A 20,675-nucleotide genomic window follows, 5' to 3' on the forward strand; every position below is an offset into this window, starting at 1 on the left:
ACGTGCAGGTCGTATCGGCGCCGACGAGCTGAAACCCGCGCGTGTCGGCGCCGCCGAGCGCGAACGCCGTTTCCGCGAGCGCGCCGCCGATCACGACGACGCGCTTCGCCCGCGACTGCGCGCGCGCCCGGCCTTGCAACCCGCCCGCGAGCGCACCGGCGGCCACGCTTGCGAGCAGCACGCGGCGCCGGATGCTGAACGATCCGCCGCTCACCGTGCGTCTCCGTGCTCGGCCGGCGGCAAGCGCGCGACCAGCGCTCGCCAGTCGTCGCGTTCCGGCCGGCCCGGCTTGCGCTCGCCGAACAGCAGCGCGACGTGCTCGCGCTGCCGGTCGAACAGTTCGAGCGACGTGACGAGGCCGTCGCTCGTCGGCTTTTTCACGACCCACGCGGCGGCGATCATGTCCTCGCGCACGTGCAGGTTGAAACCGGGATCGAGCACGTTGATCCATGCGCCGACGTCGCGCACGTTCACGACCGGCCCGGTGTGGATCTGGATCATCCCCGCGTTGCCGACGAACACCATGATCGGCTGTGCGCTGGCCGACGCATGTTCGAGCGCGTGCCGCAGCGCGCGCGTGCCGACCGGATACGCGTACCGCGGCTCGGCGAGCCGCAGCGCCTGCATCCGGCTCACGCCGAAGCGCTGCGTGATGCCGAAGAACTGGTGCGTGTCGGTCATCGCGTCCCACGCCGCGCGGAAGCCGGCGACGTCGATCTCGGTGTCGGCGCGCTCGGGGGTCTTGGCCGCGATCGGCGTGACCGCGAGCCCCGGCTCCTGCGACGGCGCGCGCCAGCGTTCGACGAACGCATCGAACGCCGCGTGATCGCTGTGCGCGCGCAGGTAGACCTTGTGGATCGCGTCGCCATGTGCATCGAAGAACTGCAGGCTCTTCAGCGTGCCGTGCGCGGTCGCGTCGCGCACCGCGAATGCGGACGCCCAATGGCGGTAGAAGATGCGCAGATCGATGTCGCCGAGCGCGAGGCCGACCGGGCCGTCGTGACTCATCTGTGCATACTCGCCGTCCTTCTCGTGGACAGCGGTTTCGTTACGTGTGAGCGCCATCACGCGGCCGAGCCGCGGCAATTCCTCGAACATCGCCGGGAAGCGCGCGTCGAGCCGGACGACGTGCTCGCCGACGAACGCGGCGAGCGCCTCGCCTTCGCTGACGCCGAGCGCGCGGGCGGCGTCGCGGTTGCGAAGCTGGCGCTCGGCCTTGAGCTTGACGAACGCATCGCGCAGCGCGGTGGCCGTGCGCATCGGCGGGACGGATTGACCGGGAACGGCGGATTGCATCATGTCGGACTCCTTCGGGTGACGGGGGGAGAGGGAAAGCGGGCGGTGCGCATCAGAAATCCACCTTCATGCTGACGGCGACGGTGCGCCCCGGCGCGGTATACGCGTCGAGCACCTGCGCATCGGCCGCGAGGCCGCGCACGTCCGACCAGTTCCAGACCTTGCGGTCGAACAGGTTGCGAATGCCGATGGTGGCGCTCACGTGCTTGTTGAAGCGATAGCCGCCGCGCACGTCGACGACGAACGACGACGGCGGCGCGAAGCACGATGTTTTCGCCCCCGGGCACGCGCCGGCCGGGATGTCGTTGTCGCGCTTTGCGGCCTGGAACAGCAGGTCGGTCTGCACGAACCAGCGCTCGCCGGGCTCGTAGCGCACGCCGAACACCGCGGAGAACGGGTTAACCGAGTCGAGCGGCTGGCTGGCCGCGCCGTTCTTCTGCGTCGAGCCCTTCGTGAAGGCCAGCGCGGTCTTCAGCGTGACGCCGTTCGGCATGATCCATTCCGCGCGGCCTTCGAGGCCGTGGATGCGCGCGTCGGCGAAGTTCACGTACTGGAACACGAACGGATCGTTCGGCCGGCCGCTGCCGGCGATCGTGCTGCGCGAGATGAAGTTGCGATAGCGGCCCGTGAATGCCGCTGCGCTGTAGCGCACGACACCGTAGCCGGTGCCCGCCTTGCCGCGCAGGCCCGCTTCGAACGTGTCGCTCGTCTCGGGCTTCAGGTCGGGGTTGCCGATCGACGTATAGCCGAACACCGGATTCGAGAAGCTGCTGTTGACCTGGTCCGGCGTCGGCGTGCGGAAGCCGTGCGCATACTGCGCGTAAGGAATCAGCGCGGGCGTGATCTCGTACAGCACCGCGACGCGCGGCGACAGTTCGCGCGCGCTCGTCGAGACGGCCTTGCCCGTGAACAGCGGATCGTTTCCGGTCGGGCTCAGCCGGTACGCGTCGAAGCGCAGCCCCGGCGTGACGAGGAGGCGCCCGTAGCCGATCTGGTCCTGCACGAACGCGCCGAGCAGCGTGTAGTCGGTGTCGGGGAACGCCTTGTTCGGGAACGCCTCGCCGACACCCGGCACCGTGCCGTTGCGGAAATTCTTCACACGCGACAGGCTGCCGTCGACACCGTAAAGCAGCTTGTGCGCGAACGGGCCGGTCGAGAAGCCGCTCTCCGCGAATGCCGAGCCGCCGAACGTGTGTTCCTGGTAGCGGTTGTCGCGCGAGCGGGAGCGCAGCGTGCCGCCGCGCGTCTCGAACGCATACTGGTCCTGCGTCGCTTCCTGGTAGTAGAACTGCGTATGCGCGGTCTGGAACCAGCGGAGCGCGTCGTCATGGAAGTCGTAGTCGATGCTGAAGCGGTTGCGCTCGAGGTGGTCGCTCGTCGTGAGGCCGAGCGTCGTGGGCGGATTGACCGCCGACAGCACGTTCGTGCCGATGCGGCGCTGCACGGTTTCCGCGGTGAATTTGAGCGTGTCGCTCGACGTCGGCTTCACGACCAGTTTGCCGAGCAGCGATTCCGAGTAGACATCCTGAGGATTCGACGTGGTGCGCAGCGTGCTCGCGGAGTTGTTGCTGCCGCGTGTATCGATCTCGTGGCCGCGCCGGCCGTCGGCGATGATCATCCCCTGCACGCGATCGTTGCCGGCCGCAGCCGACACGGTCGCGCCGATGCTGCGATCGGCCGAGTCGTAACTCGGCCGGAACGAGAAGTAGTAAGGCTTGCGATAGATCGACAGCAGGTCTTGCGGGTCCTTCGTGATGAAGTTCACCGCGCCGGTGAGGCCGTCGCTGCCGTACAGCGCCGACGCCGGGCCGCGCAGGATTTCGATGCGCTTCAACGTGTCGAGGTCCGCATAGTCGCCGCGGCCTGCTTCGAGCGGCCCGAACGAGAACGCGCTCGGCAGGCGGATGCCGTCTTCCATCAGCAGCACGCGATTGCCTTCGAGGCCGCGGATGTTGATGCTCGAATCGCCGTCGCGGCCGCCGCCGAGCGCGGCGCTGCCGGGCCGGTACGCGGTGCGGCGCACGGTAACGCCCGGCTCGTAGCGCAGCGCGTCCTTGATGTTCGCCGCCTGCTGCTCGTCGAGATCGTCGTCGGTGAGCACCGATACGGATGCTGCCGTGCGGCTCGCGGCGGTTTCGGTGCGGGTGGCCGTTACGGTGACGGGATCGAGCAGCGCGGCATGACCGCGCGCCGACGCAGCGACGACGGCGGGCGACGAAGCTGCGTGCTGCGGCGACGCATCGGCGAAGGCCGGGGTGACGGTGACGCCCAAGGCGCCGAACAGCGCGGCGCACATTGGCCGCCGCGCCAGCGAATTGCAATGCACAGGTGGTCTCCAGGTGATGAAACAAGCCCGAAGGCTGGCTGGGTGACGCGTTCACCTGGCTGGCCGGCCCGCACGCGGTGGGCGGCGGACGGTTGATTGAAAGGTCTACGACAACGGTTTGAATTGTAAATGAGAATCATTATCAATACAAGGCGTCGCTGCGGCACGTGCCCGGGCACGTGCGAGCGAGCAATGTCGGCGCGCGATGCGGCGGGTTGGCCGCGGGACCGATTGCAGCAGGCTGTCCGCGGCGTCTCGGGACGCCGCGCGTTACGACAGCGATTCGAGGCGGATCAGCAGATTGCGCGCGTGCGCAATGAACGCATCGTGCATGTCGCGCTCGCCGCGGACTTCGAGGTTGGCGTCTTCCGCGAACGCGATCTGCTCGGCATAGATTTCGCCGAGCGCGCGGCGTGCGTCGGGGGGCAGCGCACGGATCATCGAGACGAGCAGCAACTCCTGCGCGCGGAGCGCGCCAGACAGCGATTGGACGTTCATGCCGACCTCCTCGAACGATGCGGCGGCGGGCGCCGGTCTTTTCATACTAGGCGGTTGCCGCGCGAACGTCGCGCGTCGCCGACGCGGTGGCCCACTCAGTTGGCCGCAGCGCCCGCCTGCGCATCGCGTACGACCTGCGCGACCCGCTCGACGAATTCGGCATCGATGCTCGACAGCGCTTCGCGCTTGCCGTCTGGCATCTCGACGACGAGCCGGTACATGACGTCTTGCGTCTTCCACGTGAGGTAGCCGACCACCACCAGCATCACGCCGACGACGAGTATGGCGCTCGATCCGTACATTCCGCCCACGGCGGCCGCAACGGCGCCGATCAGCGAAATCAGTGACGGCAGGAAAATGTTCTTCGGGACGGTGACGACATCGACATCGCGAATGTCACGCAGTGCAAAGGTTTGCCCGGCGGCCGACAGGCCGTTGCGCGTGACCGTCACGCCTCGTTCGTTGAAAGCGTTTTCCATCATGTATTGCATGGACGAAAACGCGCAGCGTAACAGACTTCGCGGCCGCGTCGAACGAGACCGAGTGCCGCACGCGGGATGTGCGGGCCGGAGGACGGGCGCAAACGACTGGAGCGGCTGGAATGACGGGGTGTCAGAACTGCAGCCGGCCGTCGCCGTACAGGCGTCCCGGCACGTGCGACGCGACCACTTCGGCGATTTGCTCGTCGGTCGCGTCGGCCGGCACGATCTGGCGCCGCGCGGGGGCGTCCATATGCATCGTCCATTCGACGAGCCGGTACGGGCGCCCCCACGGGCGCAGCATTTCGACTGACACGCGACAGCTCTGGACGGGCAGCGAGTGCTGGCGCGTCAGAATCGTGTGCAGATGGCTGAAAACGGTATCTTCGATCATCATGGCCTCCGATCCTGTCCGTGGGTTGGACGGCGGCTGCGCCACCGCTCTCAAAAAAAAAGCCGCCGATGCTCAGGCGGCCAACAGGGGGGGTGAGTGCATCCTCTCAGCCCAGAATTAAGCGAAACTTAAAAGTGCATAAAAAAGCGCCCCGCCAGGAGGCGGGGCGCTTTTGCCGTCGTGATCCGCGTGTTAAGCGAATGCTTTAGAACTTGTGACGGATACCGACGCGAGCGGCGATCTGGTTCGACGAGCCGGTGCCCGACGTACCGAAGTAGCTCGATGCGCTCGAACCGATCTGCGCCTGGACGTTGTTGCCCGACGCCTTCTGGTAGATCACGAGGCCGTACACGTCGGTACGCTTGCTGAGTGCGTAGTCGAGCGCGAGGTTGCCCTGGTTCCAGTGAGCCGAGCCGCCGTTTTGCGTTGCGTTCGTGTACGTGTAGCCCGCAGCGGCCGACAGGGCCGGCGTGAATGCGTACTTGACGCCCGCTTCATACGCGTTGTAGAACGTGCCGCCTGCACCGGAGACCGTCTTGAACTGCGTGCGCGTCCACAGCGCCCATGCCGTCGCCGGGCCCCAGATGTAGCGGCCGCCGACGCCGTAGGTGCGCAGGTCGCTGACGTTGCCCGTGGTGACGTTCGCGAACGTCGTCGAGAACGCCGGCGACGAGCTGCCCGGGAAGCGGATGTCCGTGTACGCGGCGCCGACTGCGAGCGGGCCGTTTGCGTAGTTCAGGCCGAAGCTGTACGCACGCGACGACGGGTTCGACGCCGTCGTCGGCGCACCCGCGAAGTCCGTCGAGTTCGAGAAGCCGTACATCGCGCCGAACGTGAAGCCGGCGTAGTTCACGCTCTGGAACTTCACCGAGTTGTTGATGCGGCTCGACGTGAGCTGGTCGACGTCGTTAGCGTGGTACGCGTAGTTGCCGGCGACCGTGTTGCCACCGGTCGAGTAGTTCGCGCCGAGGATGTCGGTCGAGAACGAGTACTGGCGGCCGAACGTCACCGTGCCGTACTGATCCGTGCTCAGGCCGACGTATGCCTGGCGGCCGAACATCGCGCCGCCCTGGCCCGCTGCGCCGGTGCCGACGTTGAAGCCGTTTTCGAGCACGAAGATCGCCTTCAGGCCACCGCCCAGGTCTTCCGTGCCACGCAGGCCCCAGCGGCTGCCTTGCGCAATACCGTCGTCAAACTTGAACAGCTTGCTGCCCGCGGCACTCGCGGTCTTCGTGCTGTGGTTCACGTAGCTGATACCTGCGTCGATCAGGCCGTACAGCGTGACGCTGCTTTGTGCGTGAGCGGCGCTAGCCGTCGCTGCCAGAATGGCTGCGGTCAACAGTTTCTTGTTCAAAGGATTCTCCGAGCGAGTAAATTGCGTGTCCAGTTGCGGTTCCGGCGCTCTTACGGCGCACTTGCGGACCGGCCGCAACTTTATCGGCGGGGCACGTAATGAATGTGACAGCTCTTGTCATAAAGTTGCAGTGTGGTGCCGATGCGACACTTAATCATGCCCGGTTGCACTCGCGGCGGTTATGCCAAATTCGTCTGTCGTTTGATTTCGCTCGGGAATTTGCACATGAAATAAGCTTGGTTGGTGCCGGCCGGGCCCCGTGGGACGATGCGCATTCTTACAACGACACGGGATAGAGGACACCCCCATGCGACGCTCGATCTGGTTGACCGGCCTTGCCGCGCTCGGCGCGGCCCTGACATTCGCGGCGCCCGGCGCGCACGCAGAATCGCAAGCCCTGAAGATCGGCACGATGAGCGGCCCCGACGCGCAGATCTGGGCCGAGGTGACGAAGGTGGCCGCGCGTGACGGCCTCGCGATCAAGGTCATCGAATTCAACGACTACGTGCAGCCGAACGCCGCGCTCGACGCGGGCGATCTCGACGCGAACGGCTTCCAGCACCAGCCGTTTCTCGACAGCCAGATCAAGCAGCGCGGTTACAGGATCGTCAACGTCGGCCTGACCTACACGTCGCCGATGGGCTTCTATTCGAAGAAGCTCAAATCGCTCAAGGACTTGCCGGTCGGTGCGAAGGTCGGCATCCAGAACGATCCGTCGAACGGCAACCGCGCGTTGCTGCTGCTGCAGAAATACGGCGTGATCAAGCTGAAGCCGGGCGTCGGCACGAACGGCGTCAACGCGACGCCGCTCGACGTCGCCGAGAACCCGAAGAAGATCAAGCTGGTCGAGCTCGACGCCGCGCAACTGCCGCGCGCGCTGCCCGACGTCGACGCCGCGTCGATCAACACCGACTACGCGGTGAAGGCTGGGCTCACGCCGGTGAAGGATGCGATCGCGATCGAGGATCTGAAAGGCCCGTACGCGAACCTGATCGCGGTGCGCGCGCAGGACCGGGACAAGCCGTGGGTGAAGAAGCTCGTCGCGGCCTACGAGTCGGACGACGTGCGCCAGTTCATCAACGCGAAGTTCGGCGGCGCGATCGTGCCGGCGTTCTGAACGCTCAGGCCGTCAGCAGCGAACCGGTGCGGAACGGCGTCGCGCCGGCGATGCGCGCGACTTCCATGCCGGCCGTCGCGAAGCGCACGACCTGGCGCGCATACATCACGCCCGACACGCTGCTCTTCAGCGTGACGACGCGATCGGTCAGCGGATCGACGATGTCGACCACCTCGTCACCGGCCTCGATCCACGCACCGACCGGCATGCGGAACACGATCACGCCCGACATCGGCGCGACGAGCGGATCGGTGCCCGCGAGCGGCGTTGCCGGATACGCGAGCGGCGGCAGCGGCGCGGGCGTGCCGTCGATCACGCCGCGGTCGGTCAGGTATTCGACGATCGCCTGAGAATCCTTTTCCGCGAACTCATACGACACGTCGCGCTCGCTGCGCAGCTCGATCGTGACCGAGATCGCGCCGTTCGGAATCGGGAAGCGGCCGCTGAAGCGCTCGCGCAGATCCGACCAGCAGAAGCTGTGGATCTCGTCGAACGGGTTGCCGACCGAATTCAGCGCGAGCAGCGACGCCTGCGCGTCGAGGTAGCGCGCGAGCGGCTCGACGTCTTGCCACAGGTCGGGGTTCGTATACAGGTGCATCACCGCATCGTTGTCGCAATGCAGGTCGAGCACGACGTCGGCGTCGTACGACAGCTTCTGCAGCGCGAGGCGCTGCGATTCGAGCTCGGTGCGTGGCTTCTGCTCGTCGAGCGCTTCGCGCATCGCCGCGCGCACGATCGCGACGTTGCGCTCGGCGTCGTCGGTCAGGCGGGCTTCGATGCGCGGCAGCACGAGCGCCGCGAGATCGTAGAAATTGCGGTTGAAGTTCTGCATCGAGCCGAGCTCGAAGCGGCCGAGGTGGTCGCCGAACACATGCTGCGACAGCCCGATCGGGTTCGGCACCGGCACGATGACGACTTCGCCGCGCAGCTTGCCGGCCGCTTCGAGCGCCGCGAGCTTGCGGCGCAGCAGCGTGGCGACCAGCATGCCGGGCAACTCGTCGGCGTGCAGCGACGACTGGATGTAGATCTTCTTGCCGCCGCGCGGGCCGTAGTGGAAGCTCGTGATCTGGCGTTCGGTACCAAGGGCGGGGGAAATCAGCGGATGGGTCTGCGTTTGCATGATGAGGAGAGTGCGGCGCAGCCGCGAATGATCCGGTGTGCGTGGAAGATCGATTGTACGTTGCCTTTCGCGAACCCATCAAACCAGCACCGGAACACCGCTTTTTCCGTTGAAAATCATTCGGTTGACGCGAAAAAAATCAGCGTGCGCGCGGCTGCGTGCCGCATGTTTCTTTGCGCGCGCGCATAAAAAAAACGGGCTCCTCGCGGAGCCCGTCTGCGTGCGCGGAACCCGCGCGCTTGTTTGTCGCTTACGTCGCGCTTACTTGCCGTAGACGTCGAAATCGAAGTACTTCTTCGCGATCTTGTCGTACGTGCCGTCCTTGCGCATGTCGCCGATCGCCTTGTCGATCTTCGCCTTCAGGTCGGTGTCTTCCTTGCGCAGGCCGATGCCGGCGCCGTTGCCGAGCGTCTTCGGATCGTCGAGGTCGCTGCCCGCGAACTGGAAGCCTGCGCCGCGCGGCGTCTTCAGGAAGCCGATGTCGGCCTGCACTGCGTCCTGCAGCGCGCCGTCGAGACGGCCCGCGATCAGGTCGGCGTACACCTGGTCCTGGTTCTGGTACGGCACGATCGTCGCGCCGGCCGGTGCCCAGTGAACCTTCGCGTAGGTCTCCTGGATCGTGCCCTGCTCGACGCCGATGCGCTTGCCCTTCACCGCCGCGTCGGTCGGCATCAGGTTCGCGCCTTTCTTCTCGACGAGTCGCGTCGGCGTGTTGAACAGCTTCGTCGAGAACGCGATCTGCTCTTCACGCGCCGGCGTCATCGACATCGACGACAGCACGCCGTCGAACTTGCGCGCCTTCAGTGCGGGGATCATGCCGTCGAAGTCGTTCTCGATCCACACGCACTTCGCGTTCATGCGGCGGCAGATTTCGTTACCCAGGTCGACGTCAAAGCCCATGACCTTGCCATCCGTGCCTTTCGATTCGAAAGGCGGGTAGCTTGCGTCGACGCCGAAACGCACGGTCGTCCAGTCCTTCGCGTACGCGCTGCCGGCCGATACGGCGAGCAGGGCAACGGTCACAGCCGCAAGAATCTTTTTCACTAGGTGACTCCTCGTTTTGTTCGATGGGTGCGCGGTTGTGCCGCGCCGTATGCCTTCGGCCCGGCGCGGCTTCGCGTCGGACTGTCCGTTTCGCCTGCCCGATGGGGGCGCGCGACGTGCGGAGATTATCAAGACAAAATACCGGTGGTGCGCCTAGGAGATGCCCCGATAGCCGCCAGCCGGGCCAAACGGCGGCGCTACCGCATCCGCGCAGCCGTTTCGAGTACAGGAACGATTCAGCCCGGCGTTTCGTTGACTGCTTGCTGCAACGAGGTGATGAACTGCGTGATGGCCTGCGTCGGCGCAGTTCGCGACGCGCGATGATCGACAGGTCGAGGCGCGGCAGTCCGCGCGCGGCGAACATCGTCAGCGTCACGCCGTGCGGAAACTGATCGGCGCTCACGGTGACGATCCACTCGGTTTCGAGCAATTCCTCTAGGCGGCGCGTGTGCGCGAGCGGGTGGCCGTCGCGCATTACGGCCACGAACCCGGTCGAGAACAGCGGCGATTGCGTGAAAGCGCGGTCGAGCGCGGGCACATGGTGCATTGCAGCGATGTCGAGCGCACCGGCGCGCAACGGCATAAACAGATCGTAAGGAGACCCTAAGCAGACCCTAAGCCATCGCGCGTTCGATCGCGTTCAGCGTGCGCCGACGGATCCAGCCGCTTGCGGCACGAATCGCGAGCCAGTAAGGCGTGAACAGCACACGCGTGCGCGTCGTCGGGCAATGCACGAAGGTTTCGGTACGCAGCACGCGCGTGCCGTCGCTCGTTTCGATCACCTGATAACGCAGCACGAGCCTGGCGTTGCGCGCGTCGTCGTGCTGCATGAATGCGGCGGCGTCGTGGATCGCAGCGAGACCGAAATCGGGACGCCAGAAACGTCCGACGAGGCCCAGCGTGAGCGACCGGTCGTCACGCTGCAACGGCGTGAACGCATGCAAACCGAACGGCGTGCGTTCGTCCAGCGCGCGCCGGTTTCACAGCACATCGACGAGCGTCTGCGGCAGTTCGCGAACCGTGAGAAGCGTGTCGACGACAGCGTCGCTGCGCATGTCGAGCGACGCGACGGCGTCGATGATACGCGGCGGCGCAGCATCGATCGGGTTCGACTGATGCATTTCGTAGAAACCGAACGACGGGATGAACCGCGGCCGGAGCGTGGACGTCGCGGTTGCCGATTCGGATACGATGCCGAGCGCGTTCATGGCGGCTCCGGAGGATAAAGCGCGATCGTAGCATCGGCCGCGCGACGGCGTCGGGACGCGGAACCACGCTGCGGGCTCCGTTGTGCGTCGGGTATCCACATCGTCGCTTGACTCGTGCGCGGCGTCGCCTATAGTGACCGGCAGCGTGCGAAGGGCGCACCGTGACGCCGGGGCGGCGTTGACGCTCGAGGAGAACAGGACATGAAGCATGACGGGCCGCAGGACAGCAAGTCTCCTTCCGAACTGATCGACGGGAGAATCGACGAACTCGGCGACTGGCGCGGCGAAACGCTCAGCCGGCTGCGCGCGCTGATCAGGGAAGCCGACCCGGACGTCGTCGAGGAATGGAAATGGCGCGGCGTGCCCGTGTGGTCCGATGGCGGCATCATCTGCACCGGCGAGACCTACAAGAGCGTCGTGAAAATGACCTTCGCGAAAGGGGCGGCGCTGGCGGACCCCGCCGGGCTGTTCAATTCGAGCCTCGAAGGGAACACACGGCGTGCGATCGACATTCGCGAGGGCGAGGCGATCAACGAGGCGGCGCTGAAGACGCTCGTGCGCGCGGCCGTGTCGCTGAACAAGTCGAAAGCGAAAGCCTGATATTTCGGATGACGAACGACACGACGCCGCCAATCGACGTCGTGACCACTACGACAGTGCGCGCAACTGTTGACGCAACTGCTCGACCTCGCCCGGCGCGAACTGCTGCTCGATGTCGGCATGCGCCTGTTGCCACAAAGGGAACGCGTTGGCGAGCAGCCGCTCGCCGGCGGGCGTCAGGCTGAGCAGGCGGCTGCGCCGGTCGTCCGGATCCTGCTCGATGGCGACCAGGCCGCGCCGTTCGAGCGGCTTGAGCGCGGCCGTCAGCGTCGTGCGATCCATCGCCAGCAGTGACGACACGTCTTTCATCGCCGGCGGATGGGGCCGGTTCAGCGACATCAGCAGCGAAAACTGCCCGTTCGTGAGATCCAGCGGACGCAGCACATCGTCGAAGATCCGCGCAAGGTTGCGCGCCGCGCGCTGCATGTGCAGGCACAGGCAGCAATCGCGCACCATCAGCGTCGTTTCGAAGGGGAGATCTTTCGCGCGAGACATGTTGCAATTGTGTTGATATCAACCTATCGTGTCAAGGGCAAGGAGCGACGTCCCGTTGCTCCTGTCATCGGACGGAGGACGCATGAGTGCACAGCAATTGTTTCTCGCGGTATTCCTCGCCGGCAAGGACAGCCCGCGCATGAAAGCGTGGTTGTCGCTTTCGGAACCGGAACGGCAGGCGAAGGAAAAGGAAGGCATCGCCGCGTGGAAGGCCTGGGTCGAAAAGCATCAGGCGGCGATCGTCGAGCTCGGCGGCCCGCTCGGCAAGACCAGGACCATCGGCGAACACGGGATAACCGAAACGAGTAACGCGCTGACGGCCTTCACCGTCGTGCGTGCGGCTTCACACGACGACGCGGCCAGGCTGTTCGAAGGCCACCCGCATTTCACGATTTTCCCGGGCGAGTCGGTCGACGTAATGCCGGTCCTGCCGATCCCCGGCGCCTGAACGGCGCAGCGCTGCGGGCGTGATGCGGGGCGATCCGACCGCCGCCCGCACGCAGATGGTTTCCTCGACACTTTGGAGATTCGTCATGAAGCTTTACGGATTCGCCGGGACCCGTTCGCAACGCGCGCTTTGGGGGCTCAAGGAACTCGACGCGGATTTCGAATTCATCTCGGTCAACCTGCTCGAAGGCGAGCACAAGCGGCCCGAATTCCTGCGCGTCAATCCCGCAGGCAAGGTTCCCGTGCTGGTGGACGGCGACCTCGTGATTCCCGAATCGGCTGCGATCGTGCTGTATCTCGCGGACAAGTATCCGCAGAAGGCGTTGTTGCCCACCGATCTCGCCGAGCGGGCGCAGGCGTACCGCTGGGTCATGTTCGCGGTCACCGAACTCGAACAGCCGCTGTGGAGAATCACGCGGCACACGATGCTCTATCCGCCGGACAAGCGGCTGCCGGCCGATATCGCGCTCGCGCGCGAGGATTTCGTCGCGATGGCGACGATTCTCGACAAGCATCTCGAAGGGCGGCAATTCATCGTCGGCGATACGTTGACCGTTGCCGACTGCGTGACCGCCTATCTGATCGACGGATTCCCGCAATTGCGCGCGTATCTCGAACGCCTGTATGCGCGGCCGCGGGCGCCGCAGCGGATTGCGGACGCGCGCAGGGCGGCGTGAGATCGAAGGCCGGCGCGCGTGCTCGACGCCCTCGCTAGCGTCAGTCGGCCATGGCCTCACCCAGGCACACCGCGCGCGTCGGCGCCCAGTCGGGATTGAATTGCAGTGGCCCCTGCGGGAACAGCAGCACCACGGTCGAGCCTAGCAGGAAGCGCCCCATCTCCTCGCCTTGCTTCAGGATGATATTCCTGTCGCGATAGTCCCAGTGGCGCACGCTGGGGCTGCGCGGCGGATTGACTACGCCGTGCCACGCGGTCGCCATGCTGCCGACGATGGTGGCGCCTACCAGCACCAGCGCGAATGGGCCCTGAGGCGAGTCGAAGTGACACACCACGCGCTCGTTGCGCGCGAACAGTGCATCGACGCCGCGCGCGGTGGCCGGGTTCACGGAGTACAGCTCGCCGGGGACATAGCTCATCGAGACCAGGCGGCCGTCGCACGGCATGTGGATGCGGTGGTAGTCGCGCGGGCTGAGATAGAGGGTGGCGAACAGACCGTCATCGAACTGGCTTGCCAGTTCCTGATTGCCGGCCAGCAACGCGCTGCTGCTGAAGGATTTGCCCTTGGCCTGGAAGATCTGGTCGCGCTCGATGCGACCGAACTGGCTGATCGCGCCGTCTACCGGACAAACCAGTCGCGCTGTCGCCAGAGGGCGCGCGCCGGGCCGCAACGCACGGGTGAAAAAGTCGTTGAAGGTGGCGTAGGCGCCGGGTTCCGTCTGCGCGGCTTCTGCCATGTTGACGTTGTAGCGGGCGATGAAGCGGCGTATCGCCCACCGAGTCAACGCGCCGGCGCGCTGGCGCGCAAGAAAGCCGAGCAGGCGTGTGATGAGGAGCTTGGGCAGCAGATGCTGCAATTGGACGAACAGGCGCTCGGACACGAGTGGCTTTCCCAGGTTCGAAAAAAACACGAAGTATCGCTCATTCGACAGGTCGCCGCGCAGGACGCCCCGAGACGGCGGACATCTACAACATTGATTCGCATGGTGATGTTCTTCGCGACCGCGGCCAGTCCACCAACCTGACAGCCCCGTTCGCCGATTCGGCATGCGATGTGACGCGGCGGCGCCGAACAAGATTCATATGACGTTCGCGCCAGATTTAGTGCATGATCATCGGCGTCGAGAAAGCGACCGCCGGACGCGAGCGCTGCGCGCAGGCGATCCGCCCCGTGAGGGATGGGGACTCTGCCGATCAAGCTGACAGAGCCTGGGTATCCGGCCGAACCGATCGAGACGTCGATAGAACGATCAGATAGAACGATCAACTTCTTTGGAGAGGGCAGATGGAACGAAACATTGCGGTCAAGCTGTGCAAGCCTGTCATCACCGGTGCCGTCGCAACCCTGGCCTTTGCCGCCGCGGCGTCCGCGATGGCCGACCAGGTCGTCAAGATCGGCAGCGTCGAACCGACGACGGGCGGCATTTCCCACCTCGGCAAGGACAATGAAAACGGCGCCCGCCTCGCGGTCGAGGAGATCAACGCCAAGGGGCTCACGATCGGCGGCCAGAAGATCACGCTGCAACTCGACGCACAGGATGACGCAGCCGACCCGCGGCAGGCGACGCAAGTCGCACAGAAGCTCGTCGACAACAAGGTCGTCGCCGTGATCGGGCACCTGAACTCCGGCACGTCGATTCCGGCGTCGAAGATCTACAGCGACGCGGGCATCGTGCAGATCTCGCCGTCGGCCACGAACCCGACCTACACGCAGCAAGGCTTCAAGACGACGTACCGCGTGGTCGCGACCGACGCGCAGCAGGGCCCGGCGCTCGCGAGCTATGCGCTGGCGAAGGGTGTCAAGAGCGTGGCCGTCGTCGACGATTCGACCGCTTACGGCCAGGGTCTCGCGAACGAGTTCGAGAAGAAGGCGAAGGCGCTCGGCCTGAAGGTGCTGTCGCACGACGCGACGAACGACAAGGCGGTCGATTTCCGCGCGATCCTGACCAAGATCAAGGGCGAGAACCCGGACGCGATCATGTACGGCGGCATGGACGCGACGGGTGGCCCGCTCGCGAAGCAGGCGAAGCAGCTCGGCCTGCGCGCGAAGGTCCTGTCGGGCGACGGCGTATGCACGGACCAGCTGGCCGAACTGGCCGGCCCGGCGGCCGACAACGTGCTGTGCTCGCAAGCGGGCGCTGCGCTCGAGAAGATGCCGGGTGGCGCGGCGTTCCTGGCCAAGTACCAGAAGCGCTTCAACCAGGGCATCAAGTTCGACGCGCCGTTTGCGTATGATGCCGTCTACATCGTCGTCGACGCGATGAAGCGGGCGAACTCGACCGATGCCGCGAAGATTCTCGCGGTGATGCCGTCGACGAAGTATGACGGCGTGATCGGCACGACGACCTTCGACGCGAAGGGCGACCTCACGCACGGGATCATTTCGATCTACGGCTACAAGAGCGGAAAGAAGACCTTCCTCGACCAGGTCAAGATGTAACTGACGGTAGCGTCGCCTGTGCGATCGCGCGTTTAACAGCGATCGTCGCAGGCGCCGCGCCGCATCACCCCCTTCGCGCAACCAGCTCCGACACGGTTTGCGCGGCCTGCTGCAGCGGGCCGAGAAACTCCTTCACCATCTGCTTCGCGGAATGGCGCTGCGCATTGCCGCTGACGTTCATCGCCGCGATGATCTGCCCGCGCCGGTTGCGGATCGGCGCCGAGATCGACAGCAGGCCCACTTCCAGTTCCTGGTCGACGATCGCCCAGCCCTGCTGGCGCACCTGCGCGATCGTGGCCTTCAGTTCGCCGGGGTCCGTGATCGTGCGCGGCGTGTGCGCGCGGATGGGGCTCTGCGCGAGCGTCTCGTCGAGCGCCGCGTCGTCGAGCGCGGACAGCAGCACGCGCCCCATCGACGTGCAGTACGCGGGCAGACGGCTGCCGATCGACAGGTTGATCGTCATGATCTTGTGCGTCGGCACGCGCAGCACATAGACGATCTCGGTGCGGTCGAGCACGGCGGCCGAGCAGCTTTCGTGAATCTGCGCGGAAAGCTGTTCCATCACCGGTTCGGCGAGGTTCCAGAACGGCATCGACGTCAGGTACGCGAAGCCGAGCTCGAGTATCTTCGGCGTGAGCCGGAACAGCCGGCCGTCCGCCTCGACGTAGCCGAGCGTCTGCAGCGTGAGAAGGATCCGGCGCGCGCCCGCGCGCGTCAGGCCCGTCGCGGACGCGACTTCGGTGAGCGTCTGTTCGGGATGGTCCGCGTCGAACGCGCGGATCACCGCTAGCCCGCGCGCGAACGACTGGACGTAGGAGTCGCCGGGTTTGGCCTGGATGTCGTCGGTAGTCATGACCTGTCGGAATATCGTGCAGCCGAGAAGATAGCGCATGGGGCCAGACACGCCAACCGCACGGCCGTCGCCGGCGCTTGACAGGTCGTCCCCGCACTCCCTATGATGCCCTGAACGTTCGATAAGCGATCTTATGTTCGTATATAGAACATTTAAGCGCATCCCGGCGAATCATGCAACGGGGGGCGCCCGTTCCATTACCCGGAGACACTGATGACCGAAGCTTTCCTGTGTGACGCGATCCGCACCCCGATCGGGCGTTACGGCGGCGCGCTGTCCGGCGTGCGCGCCGACGACCTGGGCGCGGTGCCGCTCAAGGCGCTCGTCGAGCGCAACCGCGATGTCGACTGGTCCGCGGTCGACGACGTGATCTACGGCTGCGCGAACCAGGCCGGCGAGGACAATCGCAACGTCGCGCGCATGTCGCTGCTGCTCGCGGGCCTGCCGCAGGTCGTGCCGGGCTCGACGATCAACCGCCTGTGCGGCTCGGGGATGGACGCGGTCGGTGCTGCCGCGCGCGCGATCAAGTCCGGCGAGGCCGCGCTGATGATCGCGGGCGGCGTCGAAAGCATGACGCGCGCGCCGTTCGTGATGGGCAAGTCGGCAAGCGCGTTCGCGCGGCAAGCCGACATCTTCGACACGACGATCGGCTGGCGCTTCATCAATCCGCTGATGAAACAGCTGCATGGCGTCGATTCGATGCCGGAAACGGCCGAAAACGTCGCGACCGACTACAACATCAGCCGCGCCGACCAGGACCAGTTCGCGCTGCGCAGCCAGCAGAAGGCCGCGCGTGCGCAGCAGGACGGCACGCTCGCCGAGGAAATCGTCGCGGTGACGATTCCGCAGAAGAAGGGCGATCCGCTCGTCGTCGCGCGCGACGAGCATCCGCGCGAGACGTCGCTGGAAACGCTGGCGAAGCTCAAGGGCGTCGTGCGGCCGGACGGCACGGTGACGGCCGGCAACGCGTCGGGCGTGAACGACGGCGCGGCCGCGCTGCTGCTCGCGAACGAGGAGAGCGCGAAGCGCTTCGGCCTGACGCCGCGCGCGCGCGTGCTTGGCATTGCGACCGCAGGCGTCGCGCCGCGCGTGATGGGCATCGGCCCGGCGCCGGCGACGCAGAAGCTGCTCGCGCGGCTCGGCATGACGATCGACCAGTTCGACGTGATCGAGCTGAATGAGGCGTTCGCGTCGCAAGGTCTCGCGGTGCTGCGGATGCTCGGCGTCGCGGATGACGATCCGCGCGTGAACCCGAATGGCGGCGCGATCGCGCTCGGTCACCCGCTCGGCGCGTCCGGCGCGCGTCTCGTGACGACCGCGATGTACCAACTGCATCGCACGAACGGGCGTTACGCGCTGTGCACGATGTGCATCGGCGTCGGTCAGGGCATCGCGATCGCGATCGAGCGCGTCTGACCGGAGGTGATGCGGCGAAGCGCCCCGGAGTCGGGCCGCTTCGCCGTCTCCGACCGCGCTCCGATCGATTGACCACGCGGCACGACAACCGCCGTGCCGAACGGGCCTTCAGCCCGCTCAGCACACGTGCGCGAGGCGCGCGCTGAGCGCGTCGATCTCCGTATCCGCGAACACCTCGATCCCATGCTGCCGCAGCAGCGCCGCCGTGACGCCGGCGCCGGCATGCCGCCGGTTCGAGAAACTCCCGTCATAAATAAAGCTACTCCCGCACGACGGGCTTCCGTCGGCGAGCACTGCAAACCGGCAGTCGTGCGCGCGCGCCAATGCCAGTGCGGCCTGTGCGCCGGCGATGAACGGACCCGTCACGTCGGCGCCCGTCACGTCGACGATGCGCGCGGCGCCTGACAGAACCCGTTGCCCCGATTCCCCGTCCGCGATCTCGGCCGGCGGGCGCGGAACGCTGAATCCCCCCGCGAGTTCCGGACAGATGGGCACGACGCGTCCTTCGCACTGCCATTGCTCGAGCGCCTGATGCGCGGCGGTCTTCGCCGAGCCGTTGTAACGGACCGGGTGGCCAAGCACGCACATGCTGACCAGGATCTTCGGCTTCGTCTGCGACTGTCGCTCCTCGTTCTGCAATTTCGCTCTCCGTCGTTCGGGGCTGGTACAAGGCGGGAAATTTTACGACAGGCTTACCGATCGGATGCCGCGGCGACCTTCAATCGACGGCAAATATCCGGATTGCGATTGCTTTTTCCGTTCACGCGCACAAATCCGGAGCGCGGCGATGGATCGTGCGATAACCGGAAATGCTTGGCGGGACGGGCATCAGCGGGATTTCCGGACGCGATCGTTGATATAGATCAGAACATTCGGAATTTAGAGGTGGTTTTCCGCTCGAGGGGTAAGGTTTTCGAAAAGATTGCCGAAAGTACAGGGGTCTGACCAGAATCGTGCGGGTGCGTCCCGCATGCGACCGGTCCCGAGTCTTCAATCCTGAGGCGGGCGAGAGACCCGCCGTTCGGAGCCCAGCACATGCGCAACAACCAGCCCGTCACGCAACGCGAGTTCGAGTTTCCCGACGACGCGACGCTGATGTCGACCACCGATGCCGACAGCATCATCACCTATGCGAACGCGACCTTCATCCAGGTGAGCGGGTTTGCCGGCGACGAGCTCGAAGGCCAGCCGCACAACGTCGTGCGTCACCCGGACATGCCGAAGGAGGCGTTCGCCGACATGTGGGCAACGCTGAAGGGCGGCGAGGCGTGGTCGGCGCTCGTGAAGAACCGCCGCAAGAACGGCGATCACTACTGGGTGCGCGCGAACGCGGTGCCGGTGATGCGCAACGGGCAGCCGCAGGGCTACATGTCGGTGCGCACGAAGGCACCGCGCGACGAGATCGCGGCCGCCGAGGCGCTGTATCGCGACTTCCGCGAAGGCAAGGCCGGCAGCCGCCGGTTCCACAAGGGGTTGATCGTCCGCACGGGGCTGTTCCGCATCGCGTCGCTGTTCCAGACGATGTCAGTGCGCTGGCGGATCCACGCGGCGCTGCTCGCGATGGCGCCGGCCGTCGTCGGCGCGGGCTGGGCGTGCGGCCTGACGGGCGGCCCGCTCGCGGCGTTCGCGGCGGCGACAGCCGGGATCGCGGTGGCGGCCGGCGCGTGGCTCGATGCGCAGATCGTGCGTCCGCTCATGCAGTTGCGCGACCAGGCACTGAACGTCGCGACCGGCGAGAGCCGCCGCGGCGTGCGGATGAACCGCGTCGACGAGATCGGCATGACGCTGCGCACGATCAACCAGCTCGGGCTGATGTTCCGCTGGCTCGTCGACGACGTCAGCGAACAGGTGCACAACGTGCAGCGCGCGAGCAACGAGATCGCGCAGGGCAACAACGACCTGAGCGCACGCACCGAGCAGGCCGCGTCGAGCGTGCAGGAAACGGCGGCGTCGATGGCGCAGATGACGGCGACCGTCGACAGCAATGCGGAAACCGCGCTGCAGGCGAACCAGCTCGCGGTGACCGCGAGCGACGCCGCCGAGCGCGGCGGGCACGCGGTATCGGAGATCGTCACGACGATGAACGACATCACCGCGAGCTCGCGGCGGATCTCGGACATCATCGGCGTGATCGACGGGATCGCGTTCCAGACCAACATCCTCGCGCTGAATGCGGCGGTCGAGGCCGCGCGGGCGGGCGACCAGGGGCGCGGCTTCGCGGTGGTCGCGGGCGAGGTGCGGGCGCTCGCGCAGCGCAGCGCGAATGCGGCGAAGGAGATCAAGACGCTGATCGGTGCAAGCGTCGACCGGGTCGAGTCGGGCGCGCGGATCGTCGACGATGCGGGCAAGACGATGGAGGAGATCGTCACGCAGGTGAAGCGCGTGTCGGATTTGATCGCGGAAATCAGCTCGTCGACGGTGGAGCAGAGCAGCGGCGTCGCGCAGGTCGACCAGGCGGTCGTGCATCTGGACAACATCACGCAGCAGAACGCGGCGCTCGTCGAGCAGAGCACGGCGGCGTCGGAGAGCCTGAAGCAGCAGACGACGCGGCTGGTGGACGCGGTGAACGTGTTCAGGTGACGCGGGCGCGGCGGAGAGGCGCCGACCCGCGTCAGGCCGCCCGGTTTTCCGGCCGGGCGGCCAGGGCCTGTTCCCGCTTCGCGCGGGCGCAGGCCTCAAGCCTCAAGCATCAAGCCTTCAGACAGCGAGACAGAGGTACTTGATCACGACGTAGTCGTCGATCCCGTAGTGCGAGCCTTCGCGGCCGAGGCCCGATTGCTTCACACCGCCGAACGGCGCGACTTCGTTCGAGATCAGGCCCGTGTTCACGCCGACCATCCCGTATTCGAGCGCTTCGGCAACCTTCCACACGCGGCCGATGTCGCGGCTGTAGAAGTACGCGGCCAGGCCGA

General features: G+C 66.1%; 20 protein-coding genes and 3 pseudogenes. 7 read left to right on the forward strand and 16 right to left on the reverse strand.

Going from position 1 to position 20,675, the window contains the following annotated elements; genetic code table 11:
- The 7 genes and pseudogenes from G3N94_RS30065 to G3N94_RS30095 all read right to left on the reverse strand — a co-directional run.
- Positions 1 to 178, reverse strand: a pseudogene (locus G3N94_RS30065) (hemin ABC transporter substrate-binding protein); the annotation flags it as partial.
- A 32-nt stretch (positions 179 to 210) separates the two neighbouring features.
- Positions 211 to 1,299, reverse strand: a complete 1,089-nt coding sequence (locus tag G3N94_RS30070; RefSeq protein WP_205796576.1) for a ChuX/HutX family heme-like substrate-binding protein — start codon at positions 1,297 to 1,299, stop codon at positions 211 to 213.
- A 49-nt stretch (positions 1,300 to 1,348) separates the two neighbouring features.
- Entirely contained in the window at positions 1,349 to 3,622 is a 2,274-nt protein-coding gene (locus tag G3N94_RS30075) for a TonB-dependent hemoglobin/transferrin/lactoferrin family receptor (RefSeq protein ID WP_205796578.1), read from the reverse strand.
- 270 nt (positions 3,623 to 3,892) lie between these two features.
- A complete protein-coding gene (locus G3N94_RS30080; protein ID WP_205796580.1) occupies positions 3,893 to 4,120 on the reverse strand; it encodes a hypothetical protein in 228 nt (75 codons plus the stop codon).
- A 95-nt stretch (positions 4,121 to 4,215) separates the two neighbouring features.
- Positions 4,216 to 4,599 (reverse strand): DUF6232 family protein, encoded by a 384-nt coding sequence (locus G3N94_RS30085; protein ID WP_205796598.1) that lies wholly within the window; start codon positions 4,597 to 4,599, stop codon positions 4,216 to 4,218.
- A gap of 133 nt (positions 4,600 to 4,732) precedes the next feature.
- Positions 4,733 to 4,993 carry a DUF2866 domain-containing protein gene (locus tag G3N94_RS30090; RefSeq protein WP_205796600.1) on the reverse strand — a complete coding sequence of 87 codons (261 nt, stop codon included), beginning with the start codon at positions 4,991 to 4,993 and terminating at the stop codon, positions 4,733 to 4,735.
- A 205-nt stretch (positions 4,994 to 5,198) separates the two neighbouring features.
- Positions 5,199 to 6,347, reverse strand: coding sequence for a porin (locus G3N94_RS30095; RefSeq protein WP_205796581.1), 1,149 nt, complete (start codon positions 6,345 to 6,347; stop codon positions 5,199 to 5,201).
- Positions 6,348 to 6,654: 307 nt separating this feature from the next.
- Here G3N94_RS30095 and G3N94_RS30100 point away from each other — a divergent pair, with 307 nt between their 5' ends.
- Entirely contained in the window at positions 6,655 to 7,464 is an 810-nt protein-coding gene (locus G3N94_RS30100; RefSeq protein WP_205796582.1) for a MetQ/NlpA family ABC transporter substrate-binding protein, read from the forward strand.
- 4 nt (positions 7,465 to 7,468) lie between these two features.
- Here the strand turns inward: G3N94_RS30100 and G3N94_RS30105 are convergent, their stop codons facing one another.
- From G3N94_RS30105 to G3N94_RS30115, 4 genes and pseudogenes are all read right to left on the reverse strand, one after another.
- Positions 7,469 to 8,584 (reverse strand): succinylglutamate desuccinylase/aspartoacylase family protein, encoded by a 1,116-nt coding sequence (locus tag G3N94_RS30105; protein ID WP_205796583.1) that lies wholly within the window; start codon positions 8,582 to 8,584, stop codon positions 7,469 to 7,471.
- 261 nt (positions 8,585 to 8,845) lie between these two features.
- Complete coding sequence (locus G3N94_RS30110; RefSeq protein WP_205796584.1) at positions 8,846 to 9,628, reverse strand: ABC transporter substrate-binding protein; 783 nt, start codon at positions 9,626 to 9,628, stop codon at positions 8,846 to 8,848.
- A 236-nt stretch (positions 9,629 to 9,864) separates the two neighbouring features.
- Positions 9,865 to 10,205 (reverse strand): annotated as a pseudogene (locus G3N94_RS42690) (LysR substrate-binding domain-containing protein); the annotation flags it as partial.
- 37 nt (positions 10,206 to 10,242) lie between these two features.
- Positions 10,243 to 10,836: pseudogene (locus G3N94_RS30115) on the reverse strand (hypothetical protein).
- A 201-nt stretch (positions 10,837 to 11,037) separates the two neighbouring features.
- Here G3N94_RS30115 and G3N94_RS30120 point away from each other — a divergent pair.
- On the forward strand, positions 11,038 to 11,436 hold the full coding sequence (locus G3N94_RS30120) for a DUF1801 domain-containing protein (RefSeq protein ID WP_205796585.1): 399 nt from the start codon (positions 11,038 to 11,040) through the stop codon (positions 11,434 to 11,436).
- A gap of 48 nt (positions 11,437 to 11,484) precedes the next feature.
- On the opposite strand, the gene G3N94_RS30125 is transcribed toward G3N94_RS30120, so the two are convergent.
- Positions 11,485 to 11,931: a MarR family transcriptional regulator gene (locus G3N94_RS30125; RefSeq protein WP_205796586.1), complete on the reverse strand. Its 447-nt coding sequence runs from the start codon at positions 11,929 to 11,931 to the stop codon at positions 11,485 to 11,487.
- 82 nt (positions 11,932 to 12,013) lie between these two features.
- Between G3N94_RS30125 and G3N94_RS30130 the strand changes: the two genes are divergently transcribed.
- Positions 12,014 to 12,379: a hypothetical protein gene (locus G3N94_RS30130; RefSeq protein ID WP_205796587.1), complete on the forward strand. Its 366-nt coding sequence runs from the start codon at positions 12,014 to 12,016 to the stop codon at positions 12,377 to 12,379.
- A gap of 85 nt (positions 12,380 to 12,464) precedes the next feature.
- On the forward strand, positions 12,465 to 13,055 hold the full coding sequence (locus G3N94_RS30135; protein WP_205796588.1) for a glutathione S-transferase family protein: 591 nt from the start codon (positions 12,465 to 12,467) through the stop codon (positions 13,053 to 13,055).
- A gap of 40 nt (positions 13,056 to 13,095) precedes the next feature.
- Here the strand turns inward: G3N94_RS30135 and asd are convergent, their stop codons facing one another.
- A complete protein-coding gene (gene asd / locus G3N94_RS30140; RefSeq protein ID WP_205796589.1) occupies positions 13,096 to 13,935 on the reverse strand; it encodes an archaetidylserine decarboxylase in 840 nt (279 codons plus the stop codon).
- 404 nt (positions 13,936 to 14,339) lie between these two features.
- Here asd and G3N94_RS30145 point away from each other — a divergent pair, with 404 nt between their 5' ends.
- On the forward strand, positions 14,340 to 15,494 hold the full coding sequence (locus tag G3N94_RS30145; protein WP_205796590.1) for a branched-chain amino acid ABC transporter substrate-binding protein: 1,155 nt from the start codon (positions 14,340 to 14,342) through the stop codon (positions 15,492 to 15,494).
- Between the two features lie 64 nt (positions 15,495 to 15,558).
- Here the strand turns inward: G3N94_RS30145 and G3N94_RS30150 are convergent, their stop codons facing one another.
- Complete coding sequence (locus G3N94_RS30150; RefSeq protein WP_205796591.1) at positions 15,559 to 16,347, reverse strand: IclR family transcriptional regulator; 789 nt, start codon at positions 16,345 to 16,347, stop codon at positions 15,559 to 15,561.
- A gap of 213 nt (positions 16,348 to 16,560) precedes the next feature.
- Here G3N94_RS30150 and pcaF point away from each other — a divergent pair, with 213 nt between their 5' ends.
- Positions 16,561 to 17,763 (forward strand): 3-oxoadipyl-CoA thiolase, encoded by a 1,203-nt coding sequence (gene pcaF, locus G3N94_RS30155; protein ID WP_205796593.1) that lies wholly within the window; start codon positions 16,561 to 16,563, stop codon positions 17,761 to 17,763.
- Between the two features lie 117 nt (positions 17,764 to 17,880).
- Here pcaF and G3N94_RS30160 read toward each other — a convergent pair whose 3' ends face one another.
- Positions 17,881 to 18,351 (reverse strand): DUF523 domain-containing protein, encoded by a 471-nt coding sequence (locus tag G3N94_RS30160; protein ID WP_205796602.1) that lies wholly within the window; start codon positions 18,349 to 18,351, stop codon positions 17,881 to 17,883.
- 447 nt (positions 18,352 to 18,798) lie between these two features.
- Here G3N94_RS30160 and G3N94_RS30165 point away from each other — a divergent pair, with 447 nt between their 5' ends.
- Entirely contained in the window at positions 18,799 to 20,343 is a 1,545-nt protein-coding gene (locus G3N94_RS30165; protein ID WP_205796594.1) for a PAS domain-containing methyl-accepting chemotaxis protein, read from the forward strand.
- 117 nt (positions 20,344 to 20,460) lie between these two features.
- On the opposite strand, the gene G3N94_RS30170 is transcribed toward G3N94_RS30165, so the two are convergent.
- The coding region (locus G3N94_RS30170) for an aldehyde dehydrogenase family protein (protein WP_205796596.1) at positions 20,461 to 20,675 on the reverse strand (215 nt) is incomplete at its 5' end.

The sequence above is a fragment of the Burkholderia sp. Ac-20353 genome (genome assembly GCF_017104785.1).
Taxonomy (GTDB): domain Bacteria; phylum Pseudomonadota; class Gammaproteobacteria; order Burkholderiales; family Burkholderiaceae; genus Burkholderia.

Excerpts from the sequence above, each read along its gene's own strand:
- G3N94_RS30090 (WP_205796600.1), bottom strand. The coding sequence starts at position 4,993 with ATGATCGAAGATACCGTTTTCAGCCATCTGCACACGATTCTGACGCGC.
- G3N94_RS30160 (WP_205796602.1), bottom strand. The coding sequence starts at position 18,351 with ATGTGCGTGCTTGGCCACCCGGTCCGTTACAACGGCTCGGCGAAGACC.
- G3N94_RS30120 (WP_205796585.1), top strand. The coding sequence starts at position 11,038 with ATGAAGCATGACGGGCCGCAGGACAGCAAGTCTCCTTCCGAACTGATC.
- G3N94_RS30105 (WP_205796583.1), bottom strand. The coding sequence starts at position 8,584 with ATGCAAACGCAGACCCATCCGCTGATTTCCCCCGCCCTTGGTACCGAA.
- G3N94_RS30085 (WP_205796598.1), bottom strand. The coding sequence starts at position 4,599 with ATGGAAAACGCTTTCAACGAACGAGGCGTGACGGTCACGCGCAACGGC.
- G3N94_RS30100 (WP_205796582.1), top strand. The coding sequence starts at position 6,655 with ATGCGACGCTCGATCTGGTTGACCGGCCTTGCCGCGCTCGGCGCGGCC.
- G3N94_RS30165 (WP_205796594.1), top strand. The coding sequence starts at position 18,799 with ATGCGCAACAACCAGCCCGTCACGCAACGCGAGTTCGAGTTTCCCGAC.
- G3N94_RS30145 (WP_205796590.1), top strand. The coding sequence starts at position 14,340 with ATGGAACGAAACATTGCGGTCAAGCTGTGCAAGCCTGTCATCACCGGT.
- G3N94_RS30125 (WP_205796586.1), bottom strand. The coding sequence starts at position 11,931 with ATGTCTCGCGCGAAAGATCTCCCCTTCGAAACGACGCTGATGGTGCGC.
- G3N94_RS30150 (WP_205796591.1), bottom strand. The coding sequence starts at position 16,347 with ATGACTACCGACGACATCCAGGCCAAACCCGGCGACTCCTACGTCCAG.
- pcaF (WP_205796593.1), top strand. The coding sequence starts at position 16,561 with ATGACCGAAGCTTTCCTGTGTGACGCGATCCGCACCCCGATCGGGCGT.
- G3N94_RS30070 (WP_205796576.1), bottom strand. The coding sequence starts at position 1,299 with ATGATGCAATCCGCCGTTCCCGGTCAATCCGTCCCGCCGATGCGCACG.
- G3N94_RS30135 (WP_205796588.1), top strand. The coding sequence starts at position 12,465 with ATGAAGCTTTACGGATTCGCCGGGACCCGTTCGCAACGCGCGCTTTGG.
- G3N94_RS30130 (WP_205796587.1), top strand. The coding sequence starts at position 12,014 with ATGAGTGCACAGCAATTGTTTCTCGCGGTATTCCTCGCCGGCAAGGAC.
- G3N94_RS30080 (WP_205796580.1), bottom strand. The coding sequence starts at position 4,120 with ATGAACGTCCAATCGCTGTCTGGCGCGCTCCGCGCGCAGGAGTTGCTG.